This window comes from Dapis brunnea BLCC-M229, assembly GCF_050015995.1.
In the GTDB taxonomy this organism is placed as follows: Bacteria; Cyanobacteriota; Cyanobacteriia; order Cyanobacteriales; family Microcoleaceae; genus Trichodesmium.
Genome location: NZ_JBNHEP010000224.1, coordinates 1 through 19582, shown reverse-complemented (window position 1 = coordinate 19582; position 19582 = coordinate 1). Strand labels below are relative to the sequence as shown.

10 protein-coding genes are annotated in these 19582 nt (G+C 39.3%); 4 read left to right on the top strand and 6 right to left on the bottom strand.

The window, feature by feature from the left end:
• Positions 1-618: 618 nt before the first annotated feature.
• Positions 619-2979 carry a CHAT domain-containing protein gene (locus tag ACP6PM_RS25085; RefSeq protein ID WP_426589480.1) on the bottom strand — a complete coding sequence of 787 codons (2361 nt, stop codon included), beginning with the start codon at positions 2977-2979 and terminating at the stop codon, positions 619-621.
• A gap of 1638 nt (positions 2980-4617) precedes the next feature.
• Positions 4618-4968, bottom strand: coding sequence for a winged helix-turn-helix transcriptional regulator (locus tag ACP6PM_RS25080; protein ID WP_426589597.1), 351 nt, complete (start codon positions 4966-4968; stop codon positions 4618-4620).
• Positions 4969-5368: 400 nt separating this feature from the next.
• Between ACP6PM_RS25080 and ppsA the strand changes: the two genes are divergently transcribed.
• Positions 5369-7906, top strand: coding sequence for a phosphoenolpyruvate synthase (ppsA, locus tag ACP6PM_RS25075; protein WP_426589478.1), 2538 nt, complete (start codon positions 5369-5371; stop codon positions 7904-7906).
• 266 nt (positions 7907-8172) lie between these two features.
• Here the strand turns inward: ppsA and ACP6PM_RS25070 are convergent, their stop codons facing one another.
• A complete protein-coding gene (locus tag ACP6PM_RS25070; protein ID WP_426589476.1) occupies positions 8173-8739 on the bottom strand; it encodes a Uma2 family endonuclease in 567 nt (188 codons plus the stop codon).
• Positions 8740-9036: 297 nt separating this feature from the next.
• Between ACP6PM_RS25070 and ACP6PM_RS25065 the strand changes: the two genes are divergently transcribed.
• Positions 9037-9420 (top strand): endonuclease domain-containing protein, encoded by a 384-nt coding sequence (locus tag ACP6PM_RS25065; protein WP_426589474.1) that lies wholly within the window; start codon positions 9037-9039, stop codon positions 9418-9420.
• A gap of 388 nt (positions 9421-9808) precedes the next feature.
• Here ACP6PM_RS25065 and ACP6PM_RS25060 read toward each other — a convergent pair whose 3' ends face one another.
• Positions 9809-14011, bottom strand: coding sequence for a WD40 domain-containing protein (locus tag ACP6PM_RS25060; protein WP_426589472.1), 4203 nt, complete (start codon positions 14009-14011; stop codon positions 9809-9811).
• 288 nt (positions 14012-14299) lie between these two features.
• Here ACP6PM_RS25060 and ACP6PM_RS25055 point away from each other — a divergent pair, with 288 nt between their 5' ends.
• A complete protein-coding gene (locus ACP6PM_RS25055) occupies positions 14300-14599 on the top strand; it encodes a hypothetical protein (protein WP_426589470.1) in 300 nt (99 codons plus the stop codon).
• 145 nt (positions 14600-14744) lie between these two features.
• Here the strand turns inward: ACP6PM_RS25055 and ACP6PM_RS25050 are convergent, their stop codons facing one another.
• Positions 14745-16217 carry an aldehyde dehydrogenase family protein gene (locus tag ACP6PM_RS25050; RefSeq protein ID WP_426589468.1) on the bottom strand — a complete coding sequence of 491 codons (1473 nt, stop codon included), beginning with the start codon at positions 16215-16217 and terminating at the stop codon, positions 14745-14747.
• 1352 nt (positions 16218-17569) lie between these two features.
• Here ACP6PM_RS25050 and ACP6PM_RS25045 point away from each other — a divergent pair.
• Positions 17570-18709, top strand: a complete 1140-nt coding sequence (locus ACP6PM_RS25045) for an ISAs1 family transposase (protein ID WP_426589466.1) — start codon at positions 17570-17572, stop codon at positions 18707-18709.
• Between the two features lie 426 nt (positions 18710-19135).
• Here the strand turns inward: ACP6PM_RS25045 and ACP6PM_RS25040 are convergent.
• Positions 19136-19582: tetratricopeptide repeat protein (locus tag ACP6PM_RS25040; RefSeq protein WP_426589464.1), on the bottom strand; the 447-nt coding region annotated here is incomplete at its 5' end.

Below are 19582 nucleotides of genomic sequence, written 5' to 3'. Positions count from 1 at the left end.
TAATAGCAATTCAATAAATCTTTATTAGAAATGGTATGGACGTTACATGAAACGTCCGTAGGTCATATAGAATCCGGGTAATTAGTTATCGTATCGCCGAGTAGTCAGAATTTATAGCGCTACGCATTAAGGTATTTGACATTTATAAATCCTCAAATCCTTTGATAGTCTCCTGTTCCCAGTTAAGTGTTCCCTATTCCCGATTCAAGTAGCGCTATATAATTCAAAAGAAAGAAAGAATTTTAATAGCATAAATTTTTAAATTCGTATTCATTCAATAGAACATCTGTATTAAGAGGAAGTTATATTAAATGAGGTTAATTGCATATAGATAGAGATGATTACGATATATTTTTATAATATAGAATCCGGTTATATAGTATATGTTTATAATTCCATAATTACTTCAATACCCCCATCTCCCCATCCTTACAGGAGTAGGTTTTTAACAAAGGAGCGATCGCTCCATTTGATTCAGTTAAAAATTCTCAAAAAAATGTACTTTTTTATACAATAAATAGCTATAAACTCCCCCCTCCTCCCCCTCTCTCCACACTTCTTTTAGATCAAAGGTAAAAAACCTACCCCTGTGAAATCTCCGAATCTCCCTCACTATAACTAAGCCAGCTCTTCTGAGTTTTTATTACCTTTCAATGGCTGCCGCTCTCGAAGTTTCAATAATAAATCCCAATCTTGGCGTGTTTTGGGAGACCACAACCAATTTTTTTGCAATTGTAAGATGTGAAATTCTTGACCAGCTTCTCTCATAACTTTACTAGCATATTTGAAAGCTTGAAAGGGAATTTTTTGTAAATTTTGAGCTGATTTAAGTGTCACTAATCCTAGACCTGCATAAGCATTCAGAGCTTCTCTATTCTTGACTGATAAATTTTTCTGGTAGTTATAAGAAACAGGGCGAATTTTTTCGATTTCTGGGGCAATTTCTCCAGACAAATGTAACACTTTTAACCAAGCTGTATAAGCTTTTTCTATGTCTCCTTTGGTGTAATAAGCAAAACCTAAAGCATTTTGATATTGAATATTATCTGGTTTTTTGGCAGCAGCTTTTTCCCAATAACTTATAGCTTCATCTATTAGGTTATTTTGATTTCTGTCTTGGAACAATTCCCAAGCTAATCTACCTTTGAGAAAATTGATTTCTGGAGCGTTGCTGAGTTTTTCTGGCACAGCACTTATTGCTGCTGCAGCTTTTATTAATTCACCTCTTTCTAGTAATGTTTCTACTACCAATTTACCTGCCCGAATATCATTTTGGTTAAACTGTTGAATCGCCAGAATCTCTACTTCTGGGGTACTATTAATTGTCTCATTAATAAGTCGAACTCTTTTATATTCATAGTTGATACCTGGAGCAGGTGCTTTTGGCAATTTAACACTCATTTGTAATTGTCGATTACAAGTAATTAGATTAGTGCCAAATAATAACAGCATTCCTGACACAGCATATCCTAATGTTTTTTTCCAGGAAAATTTATGAGACTTTTTCTGAGGTTTTGATGGCTTTAATATTGACAGAGGTTCTTCACTATTTTGTTTTGCTGTTATTGATTGATTATCTAGCTCCTTTTCTATTTCTCTTTCTTGCAATATCTCCTCAAGTGTCATCACTCGATCTTTACTGTCTTTAAGCTGCCAATTCAAATTATCAGTTTCAGGTTCAGTAGGATACTCCTCCAGGTTCCCCAGTTCCATATCTGGTTGTACGCGAGTTGAATCTTCTGGGTACTTAGGAGATTCAATCTTTTCATCAATAGATGTGAGAAAAGATTCCTCTTCTATTTCATTTTTAGAATCGTTTTGTTGTTCAATTAGATATCCACCAAACTCCTGATGTAGATAAACAACAGGCAATGCCCAATAAAGTTCATGTGAACCGTAGGCAGAAATCAAACCTTGTCTTGCTCTATTTAAACTTAAGTCTATTGGATAACCTTGGTTAAGGTTGCGATAAAACAAGCGTGTCAGGATGAGAGAAACTTCATCTGGAATACGTTCCGCCATTGCCAGCACTCCCGGTATTCCCCGTTTTACCATCGCTTCTGCTAAGTTGATTTCCGCTCCCTCATCGGTGGGGTGCACAACATGGTTGTAAGCACCTCGACATGAGTTGAAGACCGCCATTTGAATGCCATTGTTAACTAGCAAACCTGCTAGATCCTTGCCACTCAGACTTTCTGTTAAACCTGTTATATTACTCACAAGAGATATTTCACCACCCGAAATACCCCAGTTGCTATGACCTGCATAGTGGAAAACTTGATATTTATCTTGTTCTAAAGCTTGGGTAAGTTGTTCTCGCCCTGGTTGTCGGAGAATATCTAGGTGAATCTGAGTTTGCCCACTATTTTTTTCCAGTTCTTGTTGTAATGCCTCGTATTCTTTTTCTAGTTGTAGACTGTCCTTATCAGTAGGAGCAGCGATCACCATTAAGATTTTTAATGGTTCTTCAGGTGTTAATATCCGGGTAGATTTAGGTAAGCAGGTATTAGGTTGATAGCGAGAGAAGACAATATCAGTACCAGTGGCCAGGGGACGATCGCCTACATGGAGTACCTCCCAAGGCAAACTGGATATACGTCTGTCTTTAGTACCTAGACGTAACTGTAAGACCTCGCCTCGATTATGGGCTATTCCTTGGGCACAACTCCAACTATCTCTCAGGGTATCTTTGAATAGTTCTTGATACATTTCTTGGCCTAATGCTACTAAACTTGGACTTACTACTTCCCCAGACCTGGCCACAATCTGATTAGGAATCACTACCTGAGAATTGGACTTTCCTTCTAGGAGATCGATTAATGGATCGCGAAATAGGTCACGGGCTTGGGCTAGCCATTGTTCTACAGGCCATTCGACTATTTCTTCAGCCACTGGGCCACCAACAGGTACTTTTTCTGTGCGGACAAAATATTCGTCTTCTCCCAGGGGAGTAATTGAAATATGAAATTCTTGAGTCACTTATTTTCTATCCTTCTGCTCAAATTATTCCGCCAAAACTCCCGATCTTCGCTTTTGACTGTGAATAGATGGGAAAGAAATGACAGTTGTGGTTTTGGTACTAGTCTAAATAAGGTTACAGTAGTGCTGGTTATGATTTCCCAGACTTATCAATTTGCACACTTAGTTTTAGCGTTATCTATTACTAACTTGACTGTTGGGATTAGTACAGACTGGTTGGTTAGATAATTATAACGCTCATTTTTTGGCCTCTTCATCTATGTTAGTCTCAAGTTTCTGAGGCTTTATCTTTAACTTTCCTCTACAACTACTTATTAACTAATTCAGGAGTGCTTTGTGGATAATTTGACCATCAGCACTAAAATATTAATCTAGGTATTAATTCGGTTAAATACCTACATTTTAATTTCCGGCCCAACATCTAAAAATAGTCAAGATTGGGCAGCAAGTAGCAATAGTAATTATTAATCTGGTTAAGCTGACCAGATGACAGATTAACTTATTTTTTCCCTTGACAATATTATATGTAAAAAGTTTCTTTTTTGTCTGGTTTATGGACTATATTTTTTTTTATGCTTAACAGAACTGTATTTGTTTTTAGTCATTAAATAACCTTTTTTCGATTTATATAATCCAAAATTATCAAATAGCTGATTAACTCCGGTAGCTTAAACCATCTATTTTTTTTATATATTAGAAAGCTAGAAAGCTCTTGATTTAGGATAATCTAGATATAGGAAAATTTCGCTGTAGAATTGGTATAGTGCTACACGCAAAGCAAAAGTCAAAAATAATCTATCTATGACTGAGGCGTGATAATTTAGAAATGTCTGAACCTTTGGTTCAATTGCTATATGGAACCCATTTGGTATCTTTGTCAGCGAACCGTGTTTTTTACCAGGAGTCAGGAGTCAGGAGTCAGGAGTCAGAAGATGGAGGGGAAGGAATATTGGGAAAAAGGAGGTCTTAATTATCCTCGCTCCTTACCCACATTCTAAAGCTAGACACCCTAGTAGAGTTAATCTAGGGAATTTGCCTTTGGTTAGTGAGTAAGATTACAGCAGGTTTTATCTTCGTGAGCTATACTCTTCGCGACCAAGATGTCCGCACTACAAACATCCGTTAGCGTTTGCGATAGGATTCCGTAAGCAATCCTTTGCGTTAGCAAACGTTAATATTTGTACCTCATATACTTGGAATTTGCTGTAATTTGAAGACAATTTTCTCACTTGAGAATATGAGCGATCTCTCCGTTGAACAAAAGCTTACAAACAATCTCTCAGGTCAGCACTCCTCAATTCACTCAGCAAACACCCCAACCTCAGCGATCGCTTCCGCTCCCAATTCACCTTAAAGATGTCACAAATATTTTCAAACTATATATGTGAAATAATTTCCTGAAATTAGTCTATGGTCAAAGTTTTAATCCTATAAAATCTTTCTTTTGACTTTTGATATCAAATCCGCTTGATTCGGTATAAAAAAATGTTCACTTCACGAGCGCTATTGCTAAATCTTTTTAGCTCTCCCCATCTCCCCACACGGACCACCCTTCCCACACTCTTATTATCTAATTACACTAATGCTACCGGATTTGATATGACTTCCGTAAAACGGTATGAGCATCCCCAAAAATCCCTACTTATCCATCGAACAACTACAATTTTTCTCACCCAACCATTTCTCCCCTAACTGTTTGAGAGCTATCATTACTGGTTGCACTTCTAATCCTTTCTCTGTCAGAGAATATTCAACATGGGGAGGCACCTCTGGATACACTCGTCTTGCTAACAAACCATACTTTTCTAACTCCCTCAGTCTTGATGTCAGGGTTTTAGAGCTAATTCCCGGTAGAGCTTCTAATAATTCGTGAGTTCGGCGATCGCCACTCAACAGCTCTCGCAAAATCAACACTGACCACTTACTCCCTAATATTCCTAACACAAATTGAATTGGACAACTGTTGTTTAAACACAATATATCCCTCATTATTTTAACATCCGATTTGACATTCTTATTTTTAACTTTCATTTTCTTCTAACTCTTAAAAATTTATCTTTCTTTAATAATAACCTTTACCACTGAAAAAACAAAATTTTTTACTTTTTGTAACTAAAGAATTTTCCAGACCCTATATTGCAATTAAACTATAAAGTATTAGGATGTAGATGGAGGGAAAAAATCCTCCTCTAGTTAAAAAACTAGAATCTATATAGAAATAATCCAACTTACTTATGGAGTTTAACAGTTAGGGATCGATAAGTTTGTTTTTCTTAACATCCCACAAATCAATCATTATATTTAACAATTTGAAAAAAAAAGAAACAAAACTAAATAAATAAATACTGCCTCGCAACACGGCAGAAATAAAACATTGGAGGATAAAATTATGGTGAACCTATTAGGTCAAAAAAGTCGAACAAAAGTAGATGTAACAGCTTTTGTCCTATGGTTTGAAGAAGTAGGAATTGCAGATATTCCATTAGTGGGAGGAAAAAACGCATCCCTCGGAGAAATGATTCAACAGTTAACTCTCAAAGGCGTAAATGTTCCCAATGGATTCGCCACCACTGCTTACGCATATCGGTATTTTATCCAAAAAGCTGGATTAGAGAAAAAACTGCGAGAACTATTTGCTGACCTAGACGTAGAAGATGTCAGGAATCTCCGTAAACGGGGAAAACAAGCTCGCACCCTGATCCTAGACACCCCATTCCCAGAAGATTTAGAAAAAGCCATAGTCGAAGCATATCATCAAATGTGCAATCGCTACGGAACCTCCGCCGAGTATTGTGAAAAACTAGAGGGGAACTCCAAACAAGAATGCGAACGCTACACCAAAGAAGTAGATGTAGCAGTACGTTCCAGCGCAACTGCTGAAGACCTTCCGGATGCAAGTTTTGCCGGACAACAGGAAACGTACCTCAACATTTACGGTGATGAAGCAGTATTAGAAGCTTGCCATAAATGTTTCGCCTCCATATTCACAGACCGCGCCATTTCCTACCGTACTATCAAAGGTTTCGACCACTTTGACGTTGCCTTGTCAGTGGGAGTACAAAAAATGGTACGTTCTGACCTCGCATCCTCAGGCGTCATGTTTTCCATCGACACTGAAACCGGATTCAAAAATGCTGCCTTGGTAACAGCCGCTTACGGTTTAGGTGAAAATGTTGTGCAAGGAGCAGTCAACCCAGACGAATACTTCGTTTTCAAACCCACCCTCAAACAAGGTTTCCGCCCCATCCTGGAAAAACGTCTCGGTACAAAAGAACTGAAGATGATTTACGACATCGGCGGTTCCAAACTTACCAAAAATGTGCCAGTGCCAGTTTCCGAACGGGAAAAATATTGCATCAATGACGACGAAATCTTGCAACTGGCAAAATGGGCCTGTATTATTGAAGAACATTATTCTCAAGTGCGTGACCATTACACCCCAATGGATATTGAATGGGCAAAAGACGGTCTCACTGGTGAACTATTTATTGTGCAAGCGCGTCCAGAAACAGTACAATCTCAAAAATCTGGTAGTATTCTCCGTAACTTCAAACTCAAAGGTAGCAGTGATGTATTAGTTCGCGGTCGCGCTGTGGGAGAAATGATTGGGCAAGGTGCAGTTCGTGTTATTCTTGACGTGCACAAAATTGACGAGTTTATGCCAGGGGAAGTTTTAGTAACTAACAAAACTGACCCTGACTGGGAACCAATTATGAAAAAGGCTAGCGCTATAGTTACTAACCAAGGTGGGCGTACTTGTCATGCTGCTATTATTGCGCGGGAAATGGGTATTCCAGCAATAGTTGGTTGTGGTGATGCTACTAAAGTGTTGATAACTGGTCAGGAAGTGACTGTTTGTTGTGCTGAGGGTGAAGAAGGCAAGGTTTATGAAGGTATGGTGCCCTTTGAGGTGCAGGAAACTTTGTTAGGTGACTTACCTAAGACTCGCACCAAGATTTTGATGAATGTTGGCAACCCAGAGGAAGCTTTTGGTTTGTCTTCTATTCCTTGTGATGGTGTGGGGTTGGCACGGTTGGAATTTATTATTGCCAATCATATAAAAGCTCACCCATTAGCTTTAATTCACTATGACGAGTTGGAAGATCCGTTAGTGAAACGGGAAATTGGTAACTTGACTACATTGTACGAACACAAACCAGATTTCTTTGTAGATAAACTGGCGCAAGGTGTAGGTACGATCGCTGCTGCTTTTTATCCAAATCCTGTAGTGGTAAGGATGAGCGATTTTAAGAGTAATGAATATGCGAATTTGTTAGGCGGTCGTCAGTTTGAACCTGGGGAAGAAAACCCCATGATTGGTTGGCGGGGTGCGTCTCGTTATTACGATCCAAAATATCGTGATGCTTACGCTTTGGAGTGTAAGGCGTTGAAGCGGGTGCGGGATGAAATGGGTTTGACTAATGTAATTCCAATGATTCCTTTCTGTCGTACTCCTGATGAAGGTCGCAAGGTATTGGCAGAGATGGAGAAAAACGGTTTGAAACGGGGCGAGAATGGGTTGCAAGTCTATGTGATGTGTGAGTTGCCCAGCAATGTGATTTTTGCCGACGAGTTTGCCCAAGTATTTGATGGTTTTTCTATCGGTTCAAATGATTTGACTCAGTTGACTTTGGGTTTAGACCGAGATTCGGCGTTAGTGGCACATATTTTTGACGAACGGAATGAGGCAGTACGTCGGATGGTGAAAATTGCCATTAAAGCAGCTAAGAAATACGATCGCAAGATTGGTATTTGCGGTCAGGCGCCTAGTGACTATCCAGAATTTGCCCGGTTTTTGGTTGAGCAAGGTATTGACTCGTTGAGTTTAAATCCGGATTCGTTGTTGAAGACACTTTTGGATATTGGAAAGATGGAGGAGTCAGGTTCGGTGATGGATGATATTATGGATGTCGCCAGGGCGAAATAGTTAAAGGTTGTTGATGATTTCTATATTTGTGTAGAAACTAGCGATCGCTCCTTTTGTCAAAAATAGATTCTATGCGATAATATAGAATTCGATTGAATAGTCGTCATTGCGAGCGACAGCGTTTGCGAAGCAGTCCGTCAGGATAGCAATCTCCTAAACCCCTGAGATTGCTTCCTTCCACTCCGTTCCAGTCGCAATGACTTGGCTATAAGTAATTATCCGGATTCTATATAAAAAGGAGCAATATTGCTTCTTTTCACCTACTCCTACTCTTCCTCATCAAAGACTGGCGGCCAAAGTTCAGAAATAGATATTTCCCAACCAGGGAATAGTTCGGGAATTCTCAATATGTCATCCCCTGTGAGTTCAATGGGTTCTCCTGTGGGGCGATAAATTATTACTGTTTCTTCATCAGGATCGATTAATATTGCGACTTGCACCCCCAGTTCGATATATTTTAGGAGTTTCTTTTTCAGAGGGGGAACTCTATCGCTTTGAGACTTGATTTCCACTGCTAGATCGGGTACCATTTCTGCAAAATAGCGGATGCTTCGTGGCAAGCGATCGGCTTTGACAAAAGAAACATCTGGGGCTTTGAGGTTGCTATCAGGTAATATAAAACCACCGGCAGAGTCAAACACTCGCCCCAGACGACGAGGGTTTATCCAAGCATAAAGAGAAGAAATTAAGCGAACTCCTACTTCGCTCGAAACGATATCTGATGGCCCCATAACTGATATTTTTCCACCTTCTAATTCTAATTGATAATCTAAACCAGCTTCGTTGAATAGGGTTTGTACTATTTCTAAGTCTTTGATAGTGACATCCGACATACTTCCTCAGCAATTATATGATTATAGGTTGATTTGTATTTTAGCATATTTGCCAGCAAGCGATCGCCAAAAAGATATTACAATTATGTCTATATCACTTCCTACCACTCTAGTGCCTCTTTTTTCAAAGACCACTCCAGTCCCCCTCTTTCCAAGGGGGGTTAGGGGGGATCGAACCTTGAGCCAAGCGGGATTAGGAGGGCTCTAAAAGCTAGGAAGGCCAGAGACAACCCTTATCCAAACGAGGTTAAGGGGGATCGACAGACAACTCAAACCAACCAACCGCAAACACCAATCATGCCAAAACTCAATAACTCTAATTTTCACCTTCCCTACAACCGCCAACTTGTCCCTATCGCCAAACAACTCCGCAAAAACCCTACTCCCGCAGAAAAAAAACTCTGGCAGGATTTCCTCACAAGCTTTCCCCTGCGTGTATTGAGACAGCGACCCATCGATAATTTTATTGTTGATTTCTATTGTGCTGCTCTGAGGTTGGTCATTGAAATTGATGGGGATAGCCACTTTACGGAGCAGGGAAAGGCTTATGATGCTGAAAGAACTTGTGTTTTGGAGGGTTATGGGTTACTGGTGGTGAGGTTTACTAATGTTGAGGTTTTGCAAGATTTTGAGGGGGTTTGTTGGCGGTTGGAGTGTTTAGTTGGTGAGTTGAGAGGTTGATAATCACTTTAGATCCCAGGATTCGATCCCCCCTAACCCCCCTTGGAAAGGGGGGGACCGGAGTGAGAGAGAATCATAATTTGTGGGCAGGTGGGCGATAGTGCTATACACCCCTTCGCGATACTGCTGAGGCAACGCTCCGCGAACGTGGCAGCAGACTGGAGGTCTATCGCTATAGGAAAAGCAAAACTAAATCTACTCTTGTCCCCCCTTTCTTAAGGGGGGCTAGGGGGGATCTACTTGATACCGACTAAGCACTCATTAAGGAACTTACTCTTGTCCCCCCCTTTCTTAAGGGGGGCTAGGGGGGATCTACTTGATACCGACTAACCGCTCATTACTGAAACAATACACTACAGTCTGTTACCTCTCTCATCGATTCTAATATTCAATATTCCACTGCTCCCAATGCTTTAAGGCTGGCTTTTTGGGCGTTGCTTAATCCTTTAACTCCCCTAATGTTGGCGTTTTCATAAGGTCTGGGTACTCTCAGGGTTTTGATGCAGTCTCCTGTTTTGATGTTCCAAAGTTTAATTGTTCCGTCGGCACTACTACTGGCAAGAATTTCACCGTTGGGGTGGAATGCTACTTCTAATACCCAACTCTGATGTCCGCTAAAGGTGGCATAGGGTTCGTGAGTGTTGACATCCCACAAGCGCACGGTGTTGTTGTTTCCTCCATTTGCTAATAATTGACCGTCTGGACTGAAGGCAACTGAATAAGTCCAGATTTGTTGCCCTTCTAGAATGGCAATACATTCTTGGATGCTGACATCCCACAAACGGACTGTTTTGTCATAGCTGCTAGTTGCTAATAGCTTACCATCAGGACTGAAAGTAACTGACATGATATCTGCTTGATGTCCTTGGAAACTGGTTAGATTTTCATTTGTCTCAATATCCCACAATTGAACAATAGGCTCAACTCCACCAACAGCTATTTTTTTACTATCAGGACTGATAGCAATTGCATAAACTTCTGATTTACAGTGGGTTAGTGAAGTTTTCCGTTGCTGCTTTGTCTTGACATTCCAGAATATCAAAGAGCGAACATCTCCAGCACTAATCAATAAGCTATTGTCAGGAGTAAAAGCAACAGAATGCACTTGATTTGTATGTCCGTCCAAAGTTGCCAAACATTCACTGGTAATCACATTCCATAATTGAACTGTCCAATCAAAACTTCCACTAGCTAGAGTTTGACCATCAGGACTAAAAGCAACTGATTGCACACGCTCCTGATGTTTTTGGAAAGTTGCCACTACTTTTCCTTCTTTTATATTCCAAAGTCTCACAGCACAGTCATCGCTACCACTAGCTAAAGTCTTGCCATCAGGACTAAAAGCAATTGAGCGAATCCAACTTCCCCAACCTTCTAATGTATTTTGGAGTTTTAGATTATCAATATTCTCAATGTTCCACAAATTTACTTTTCTATCACCGGCACTACTGGCTAAAATTTTGCCATCAGGACTAAAAGCTACCTGAAACAACCAAGAGGTATGTCCTCGTAAAGTCTTCAGTAGTTGTGGGCGATCGCTATAGCTGACATCCCACAATTTTACAGTTAAATCGCCACTTCCACTGGCAAGCATTCTTCCATCTGCGGAAAAAACTAGCCCTCTAACTTCATTATCATGTGCAGGAATAGTAGCAGCTAGCGAAATATTTTTGATATCTCTAATATCCCAAAGTTTAATGGTAAAGTCCAAACTACCACTTGCCAATATTTTACCATCGGGTTTAAAAGCAATAGTGCGGACTGCTTCTTGATGTCCTGATAAAGTGGCTAAACATTTTCCATTATTCACACTCCATAGCTTGATATTTCTATCTTGGCTAGCAGTTGCTAAAATTTCTCCATTTGGACTAAACACTAATTCGTTTATCCAACTTGTGTGTTCTTGTAAGATAGCTAGATGTTTGCTATTGCTAAGATTCCATAATTTGATTGTCCCATCTATACTACCAGTAGCTAAGAGTTGCATATTTGGACTCAAGGTAGTAGCTTTTATAGATTCAGAATCTATTAGTAAACTTCTCAAACATTTACTGCTTGCCAAATTCCAAAACTTTACTGTTTTGTCAGAACTAGCGCTAACTAGAGTTTGACCGTCCGCAGCAAATTTTACGGTTCTGACTTTATCGGTATGACCTTCCCAAGTCAAAAGTTTTTTACCATCTGCAGCTTGCCACAAATGAATTCTACCAAAGTCATCCCCCGTTGCTAAGAGCTTACTATCGGGAGCAAAAGCTAAAGACCTAACTATACTCATAGACTCCATAAAAATACAGTCAGCCAAATTTGCCTCAGCAAAATTAACACCCTGCAAACTAGCACAAGTAAATGTAGCTCCCAAAATAACAGACCTACTCAGATCGGAACCTGCCAAACCAAAACGATCGCTCTTAACCAACAAAGTCGCCGCATTTCCTCCAACATAACCCACTTCTGCCACAGTTTTTCCCCTAGTCTCTTTCACAACTTCCCGCAACCTACCACAAACATTCTGCTTTTCCTCCTTCCCTTCCCCTAGACGCAACATCGGCAATAACAAATCCAAAACCGCCTTTGTCAACCGCATTTCTCCCAGAGTGGAACGTAAATTTTCCAGACATTCCCGAGAAAAATTCTTCAGAGGAGGAATAGAAATAACCCCTCCCTTAGCATCCACCTCCCGACGGAAATATTCAGACCAAGTACAAATTTCACCCATTGCCTCCAAATTAACATGAGACTGCATCCGCGCCACCTCCACAAAATCATCAACCAATACCCCCAACTCCGCAGCAAACTTATAAGCAACAAAAAATTCCAACATGGAACGATGAGCAGGAGAATAGTCACCATACTCATTTCTAATCAATATTGTCTGACCCATCATGTCATAATGCCAATGATCTAAATCTTTTTGTTCCTGCACCCTTGACCCAAACAAACGCCGAATGCGGTCTGGAAATTCCCGATAATTCAGACTCATCTGGTCATTAGATAACATTTCCCAGGAAAGTTCGCACAGAAAATAAAGCTTATCTGCAAGAGAAGTAAAAGTCCGCTCTTCCTTGATATCCCCTTCCATTTTATGTGTAACCGCATACAAATATATCCGTGCCAAGTCGATCGCTTTCCCTTTCTCTATCTCTGGCAACGCTGCCAAAATTAACTCACTCATTACCGGGCGTCGCGCTAAGTCTAAAAGTTGGGAATTATTCATCACTTTTTCTACCGTAGAAGGTTCAGAATTGAAAGAAAGTACCTGACGAATTTGCTCGTCGTTAAATTTTTTCAAGTCCAACACTTCAAATTGTGGCGGTTCCCCAGTCAGGTTAGCAACAGAAGCTTGTAATTCAGCATTCAACAGAGCGCGACCTTCCTGTGCTTCGGGAAAATGTTCCGTCCGACAAGTGAGAATAACCTTCGCCCCCGGTACCACCGTTTGAGCTAACTCCCAAAAATTATTAATCATCTTTTGTCGGTCTACCCTCGCTGCCATCTCGTCAAAACCATCAAAAATTACCAACAACTTACCCATACGGTTGAGTAATTCAAAAGCAGAATAACCGGGTAGAGGAATTTCATGTTGTCGGAAAAAGAATTCGGAAAATAGAGATTCCATATTAACCGCTTTAGCATAGTCGCGCAGCAAAATAATTATGGGCAAACGCGGGCGCTCCACACCTCGTTTTTTAGCATCCAAATATTTTTGTAACTGCTGCCAAGCATAATGAAAAACAAACCAAGTTTTGCCAGTACCAAACTCCCCCAAAACCGAGAGATGCTTTTTCACCGGGTCATCGAGCCACTTATCAATGTAACCATCTATCCAACCGTCCGCTGCCTCGTAGTCACTCACCCCTATTTTTTGTTTAGTATGGGGGTCAACTTCCTCCTTCCGACAAGCAAGAGGTACATATTTTTTGTCAATACCTCGCAATTTTACCTGTGACTCCAGCCATTTAAAATAACGTTCAAAGTCAGCCTCTTGGTCTAAAAGTTCGTCAAAAGTATAGCAGAACAGATTTTGATTTTCCTCCTTTTCAACCTCATGGCGAGCAAATTTACTAATACGACGCACTGCCACCAACCAACCCTCATCAGTTTTTTCCTTTACCACCGACCGACGCAAAGCATTGAGGTCGCAAATTGTTGCCTCCCCTTCAACACCTCTGACAAGAATGCGGTCATACCCCCGACGAGCTTTAACTTTTATTATCCATTCAAAAAATCTTTTACCGTGAATTTTATCCCCAACTTTGTAGTTTTCTGCAAATTGATAACCCAGAATTTTAAACCATTCTTTCATCTGTTCTGGTAGAGGAAATTTTAGGCGATCGCTCTGTGTTTGTTCTACCACTCCACGAAAATTAGTTTTGGAGACTTGTTGCTCAAATAAATCTCCCAATATTCCCCATAACTCAGCTGCTTTCTGTCTAATATATACCAGGTCGTAACGAGTTTCTTCCGCAATTTCTCCATATTTTTTACCCTCCCAACTTAGACAAAAAATATCATTTTGTAAATCGCTCAAGCTTTGACCTGTTTGGTTAAGATATTGATTGTTGACGAATTCAAAAGCTGTTTCTGGATTCATTTTATTTCTAGACAGTAATTTATTGGCAACTCAAATATTATTTTATTTTCTTCTACTATCAAATGCAAGCTCTCTATCGAAGTCCTAACTTTTTCTAACTTTTTTAAGAATTTGAAGTGGCTGACTAAAACTAACTAGAACCTACAACATTTTCTCACCATTAAAACCAAATTATTCCGTAAAGTAGAGATAACAAGATAAATCACCAAGCAAGACTAACGCTTAAAGATTCAACTAATTATTAAATTGAATCTGAATGTCTAATAAAAGTAATATGGAGACCCAAAAATGAAGAATAAAGATATGAAGAATATAGACATAAAAAAAAAGCTGTTAGCAGCTTCTTTTTTATCTATTTTGTTGCTAACTTGTGAATTAGCTCAACTGGATCGGTCTAATGATACTGTAGGTTGCGGAACGCGAAGCGCTAATGAAGAAATAGAAAGTCAAGTAAGTTTAAATCATTCAATAACTAATACCGATCGTGAAAAGTCCTGGAAAGACCACACTCACCATCTGGGAAAAGTTTGTCAAGCATCTTCGTTACAGTACTTGGTTAAGATATGGTTGTCATTCTTGCTACGATGATTATGCTTTCAAAAGAATTCTAACTTCGGTTATAAAGCCAGTTTTTGTTCCATCAGGATAGAACGCTAAATATTGTTGTAGGGACGTTCCATGGAACGTCCCTACTTTCTTTCGGAGATGTCTAGTAGAAATAATTAATCGCCAACTACATCTTCATAGTCACCGTCTTAACCTCTGTATACTGCTGTAAACCATACTCACCTAACTCCCGACCAATACCAGACTGTTTAAAACCACCAAACGGTGCAGCAGCATCAAACACATGATAACAATTTATCCAAACAGTTCCAGCACGAACAGCATGAGCCACAGCATGAGCTTTTCCAATATCCCGCGTCCATACTCCTGCAGCCAGACCATATATCGTATCATTCGCCCGTTGCACCAGTTCATCAATATCCTTAAACTTAATGATGCTCATCACCGGACCAAAAATCTCTTCGCGGGCAATTTTCATCCCATCCTGCACATCAGCAAATACAGTGGGTGCAATAAAATAACCGCGATCGCCAACTCTTGCCCCACCACATAACATCTGGGCACCATCCTGTTGACCAGACTCAATATAACTCATTACTTTATTAAACTGTTCTTCATCTACCTGGGGTCCCTGTTCAGTTCTAGTGGCAAATGGGTCGCCCACCATCCGGCGTTTTGCCCGCTCTACACTCTTAGCAACAAACTCATCATAACATTTCTCTTCCACAAATAAACGAGAACCCGCATTGCAACACTGACCTTGGTTAAAGAACAAACCAAAATGCGCTCCTTCAATAGCAGCATCCATATCCGCATCTGCAAACACTATATTCGGACTCTTACCACCGAGTTCCAAAGTCACCCGCTTTAAGTTACTCTTAGCAGCAGCTTCCATGATTAAATGACCAACTTCTGTCGAACCAGTGAAAGCAACTTTATCAATATCGTGATGGTGGGAAATGGCAGCACCAGCAGTTGGGCCATAACCAGACAAAATATTGACTACACCAGGAGGAAAACCAGCTTCCACCGCTAACTCTCCTACCCGAAAAGCTGACAATGGTGTTTGTTCGGCTGTTTTCATTACTAATGTATTACCCATTGCCAATGCTGGAGCAAGTTTCCAAGCTTGCATTAATAATGGGAAGTTCCAGGGAATGATTTGACCGACTACTCCTACTGGTTCGTGGCGGGTGTAACAGAAATAGGAGCCATTGATAGGAATAGTTTTGCCTTGAACTTTATCTGCCCAACCAGCATAATAGCGATAACAGGCGATCGCTAAACGTAAGTCTGTATTGAGGGAGTCACTGAGTGGTTTACCATTATCTAGGGTTTCGAGTCTTGCCAACTCTTCTATATTTTCTTCCATCAAATCTGCTAACTTGTATAGAAGTTCCCCTCGTTTAGTAGCGGACATTTTTGGCCAATCGCCACTGGTAAATGCTTTGCGAGCTGCTATTACAGCTTTGTCTACATCAGGTGCATCTGCTTCCGCAACATCACAAATAACTTCTCCTGTTGCAGGGTTAATAGTTTCAAACCGTTTGCCAGAGGCACTTTCTACCCACTCGTTATTAATTAGAAGTTTAGTGGGGCCAATTTTTACGTTTTGTTCTGGTCTTGTAGCAATTACCATAAATTTTTCTCTCACTTTGTCGTGAATATAACCTTTTTACCTCTTAGTAGTCTTTGATCTAAAAAACTTTAGATATTTTTAATAATGCTCAGGATATCAACTTAAATTAAGATCTATTTATCAAAATAATTCGGTCTAAAACCCTGCCTTTTAAGGCAAAATGTTTTTGGAGGGTTGCTCAAAATCCCTTTTATACCAATTTCATAAATGTTTGCTACAGTTTCTTGAGTAGGTAGGGACGTTGCATGCAACGTCCGAGAGCGAGAAGTAAACATAAGAATAATTAACACGCTCCTAGCGTAATTATCAAAAAGGTCATTCCACCTGTGTGAATTACTTAATAATTGAAGTTTCACCTAAGTTAAGCATTCTTTTTTCACGCTTGGTATTATATGATATCCGAATAATAAGTGATAAAAAAGTTCTTGTTTGTAGTAGGGCTTTAATGATAATATCAAATCCGGGGGAATTGGACATAAACAAATTCTCCAATCGTCATAACTACGCTCATCTTTGTAATTCTCTCTCCTCCTGACTCAGTTCGACTGACTTCCCCTCCCAGGAGCAGGGCTGTTTCATTCTCACTTTAGGTGTAGAATTATAGAGTAAGGAGCAGATTCTGACCCAGATTTTGGCCAATATTAGCTTAATTGGTTACTTATAGTTATGTAAAGCAGCGCGTTCGCGGAGCGTTGCGTCAGCAGTATCGCCACAATCTACTGGCCTCCAACTCTGTTTTACCAACTGTAATATTAGTGCGATCGCACTGCGGAAAGCAACTTCTATTTATTCTGCCCCTAAAATAGATTTTATTTCACACCTAACTACAAACAGAAAGTATATATTTGAGGTCATTACTTAAGTGTGATATCCCTGCTTTAATTCCAGCAAAACCATGTATTCTTAGTAGGGTCAACACCCAGGGAAAACGCATCTAATTTTTTTGACAAATGACCAAAAATAAAATTTTAGAATAGAATATGCGATATAGCTGCCGCTAGGCTCCGCCAACGCGTTTGCATAGCATTCCGTAGGAAAGCGGACTGGCAGTCTATCGCTTCTCAAATCACTGTCAAAAAATACCAAAAATTTCAAGAGTTAAAAGTCTCAAATCAATTCAATAATTAATACTTAAAAAATCCTAATTAAGTGTGGAATATTAGATATTTATGAAGGATAATTATTGTAGTAATAATAGTAATAGAGTTGTTGGGAAATAAAAATTTAACAATGCTCAAAAGCTTACTATATAAGGTTTTCAGGATTTGATGGTTGAAAATGCTATAAACTTTGACTGATAAGGGTTTTAGGCATTTTTTTAGGTTAATTCCCAACAACTCTAATATTTAACAATGAAACTCCAGCCAAAAAAGAGTATTTATGAGTATTTTAGCGAACTAGAAGACCCGAGGGTAGATAGAACTAAACGTCATAAATTAATTGATATTATTATAATTACGATTTGTGCTGTGATTTGTAGCGCGGATACATGGGTGGATATAGAAGCTTATGGTGAGTCTAAATATGAATGGCTAAAAAGTTTTTTAGAACTGCCTAATGGTATTCCATCTCATGATACATTTGCGCGAGTTTTTGCAGGTCTAGACCCCGAACAATTACAACAATGTTTTTTGTCATGGATTAAGTCAGTAAGTCAAATAACTGAAGGAGAAATAATAGCAATAGATGGTAAAACTCTCAGAGGTTCTTATGACCAGAAAAAATCTCAAAAACCTATTCACATGGTCAGTGCCTGGGCAACGGCAAATCGCCTGGTTTTAGGTCAAGTAAAAGTAGATAAAAAATCAAACGAAATTACTGCAATTCCTAAACTTCTCAAGGTTTTATCTATTTCTGTTTGTTTAGTGACCATTGATGCGATGGGATGTCAAAAAGAAATTGTTAAACAAATTATAGAACAACAAGCTGACTATGTAATTACTTTGAAAAAAAATCAAGGCTATTTTTATCAAAGGGTCGAAAAATTGCTGAATAAATTATCTAAAAATGAAGGAAAAAAAAGCCCACAAAGTGATTATTGTAAATCTGAGTTAACTCATGGTCGTATCGAAGGTCGATACTATTCTATGGTGAGTAATATTGCAGATGAAGTCGATCCATTTGGCGAATGGAAAAATCTCAAATCAATTGGCTTTGTGGATTATTTTCGGTCTGAAAAAGATGGAAAAATTACTTGTGAACGAAGATATTACATTAGTAGTTTATCAAATAATGCAGAAATTTTAGCTGAAGCTATACGAGGCCATTGGGGAATTGAAAATCAATTAAATTGGGTTCTGGATGTTCAATTCCAAGAAGATAATTCTAGAATCAGAACAGATAATGCTCCCGAAAATTTGGCAGTAATTAGACAAATAGCATTGAATTTATTAAACCAAGAAAAAACTGTAAAAACTGGAATAAAAAATAAACGAAAAAGAGCAGGATGGAACAACAATTACCTTCTTAAAATTTTATTCAGCTCACAATAAATTCTAAGTTAAAGTCTTGAAAAGTATCTGGCAATATAATTTTATTGTACTGTGAAGTAGCAGAGCCATTATTTATTTTGCTTTGATTATTTAAAACTGATTGCAGATAGTAATATCGACAATAAAAGTTAAATGATAACCTTGTATATCCCTCAAAAAATAAAGTGATTGCAGAGTGTAGTTTTTAGTAACAAAAGAAAAAATAAAGAATGAATAAATCAAACTGATTGCAGATAGCAAGAGCAACCATAAAGATTTCTATATCATTCCGGCGAAATTCAAGCTGAGAATGCGTTCGCGGAGTGTGGCGTTACTCTGTATTGCGCAGCGGAACGGACATTCGATCGCGCAGCGCGAAAATAGCTTTTTTTTTGTAGAGCGTGGAGTCAAAGGTATCACAGACCACTTTCTCCCAGCGTATCTTGGTCATTTGTCAAAAAAATTAGATGCGTTTTCCCTGCCTAGATTCCCGTAAACTGCACCAATATTCTGGAGATTAGCCCCTTCCCCAGAGCAGTTGCCTATTTCTCGCTCAATCTTCAAAGATTTTTGATAGTAATTGACTGCTTCCTCATACTTACCTAGATTATAGTAAACTAAACCAATCTCGTTGAAATAAGCCCCCTCCCCAGAGCGGTTGCCTATTTTTTTGCTAACCTTCAAAGATTCTTGAAGGTAATTGAGTGCTTCCTCATACTTACCTAGACTCCGGTAAACTGCACCAATATTCTGGAGAGTATTCCCTTCCCCAGAGCGGTCGCCTATTTCTTGTCTAATTTTCAAAGATTCTTGAAGGTAATTGAGTGCTCCCTCATACTTACCTAGTGCCGTGTCAAGCTTAAAATGGTGTATTAGCTTCAGAGGAAAGAAGTT

Coding starts and splice junctions, on each gene's coding strand:
- ACP6PM_RS25080 (WP_426589597.1), bottom strand. CDS start 4,968: ATGAGGGATATATTGTGTTTAAACAACAGTTGTCCAATTCAATTTGTG.
- ppsA (WP_426589478.1), top strand. CDS start 5,369: ATGGTGAACCTATTAGGTCAAAAAAGTCGAACAAAAGTAGATGTAACA.
- ACP6PM_RS25070 (WP_426589476.1), bottom strand. CDS start 8,739: ATGTCGGATGTCACTATCAAAGACTTAGAAATAGTACAAACCCTATTC.
- ACP6PM_RS25065 (WP_426589474.1), top strand. CDS start 9,037: ATGCCAAAACTCAATAACTCTAATTTTCACCTTCCCTACAACCGCCAA.
- ACP6PM_RS25060 (WP_426589472.1), bottom strand. CDS start 14,011: ATGAATCCAGAAACAGCTTTTGAATTCGTCAACAATCAATATCTTAAC.
- ACP6PM_RS25055 (WP_426589470.1), top strand. CDS start 14,300: ATGAAGAATAAAGATATGAAGAATATAGACATAAAAAAAAAGCTGTTA.
- ACP6PM_RS25050 (WP_426589468.1), bottom strand. CDS start 16,217: ATGGTAATTGCTACAAGACCAGAACAAAACGTAAAAATTGGCCCCACT.
- ACP6PM_RS25045 (WP_426589466.1), top strand. CDS start 17,570: ATGAAACTCCAGCCAAAAAAGAGTATTTATGAGTATTTTAGCGAACTA.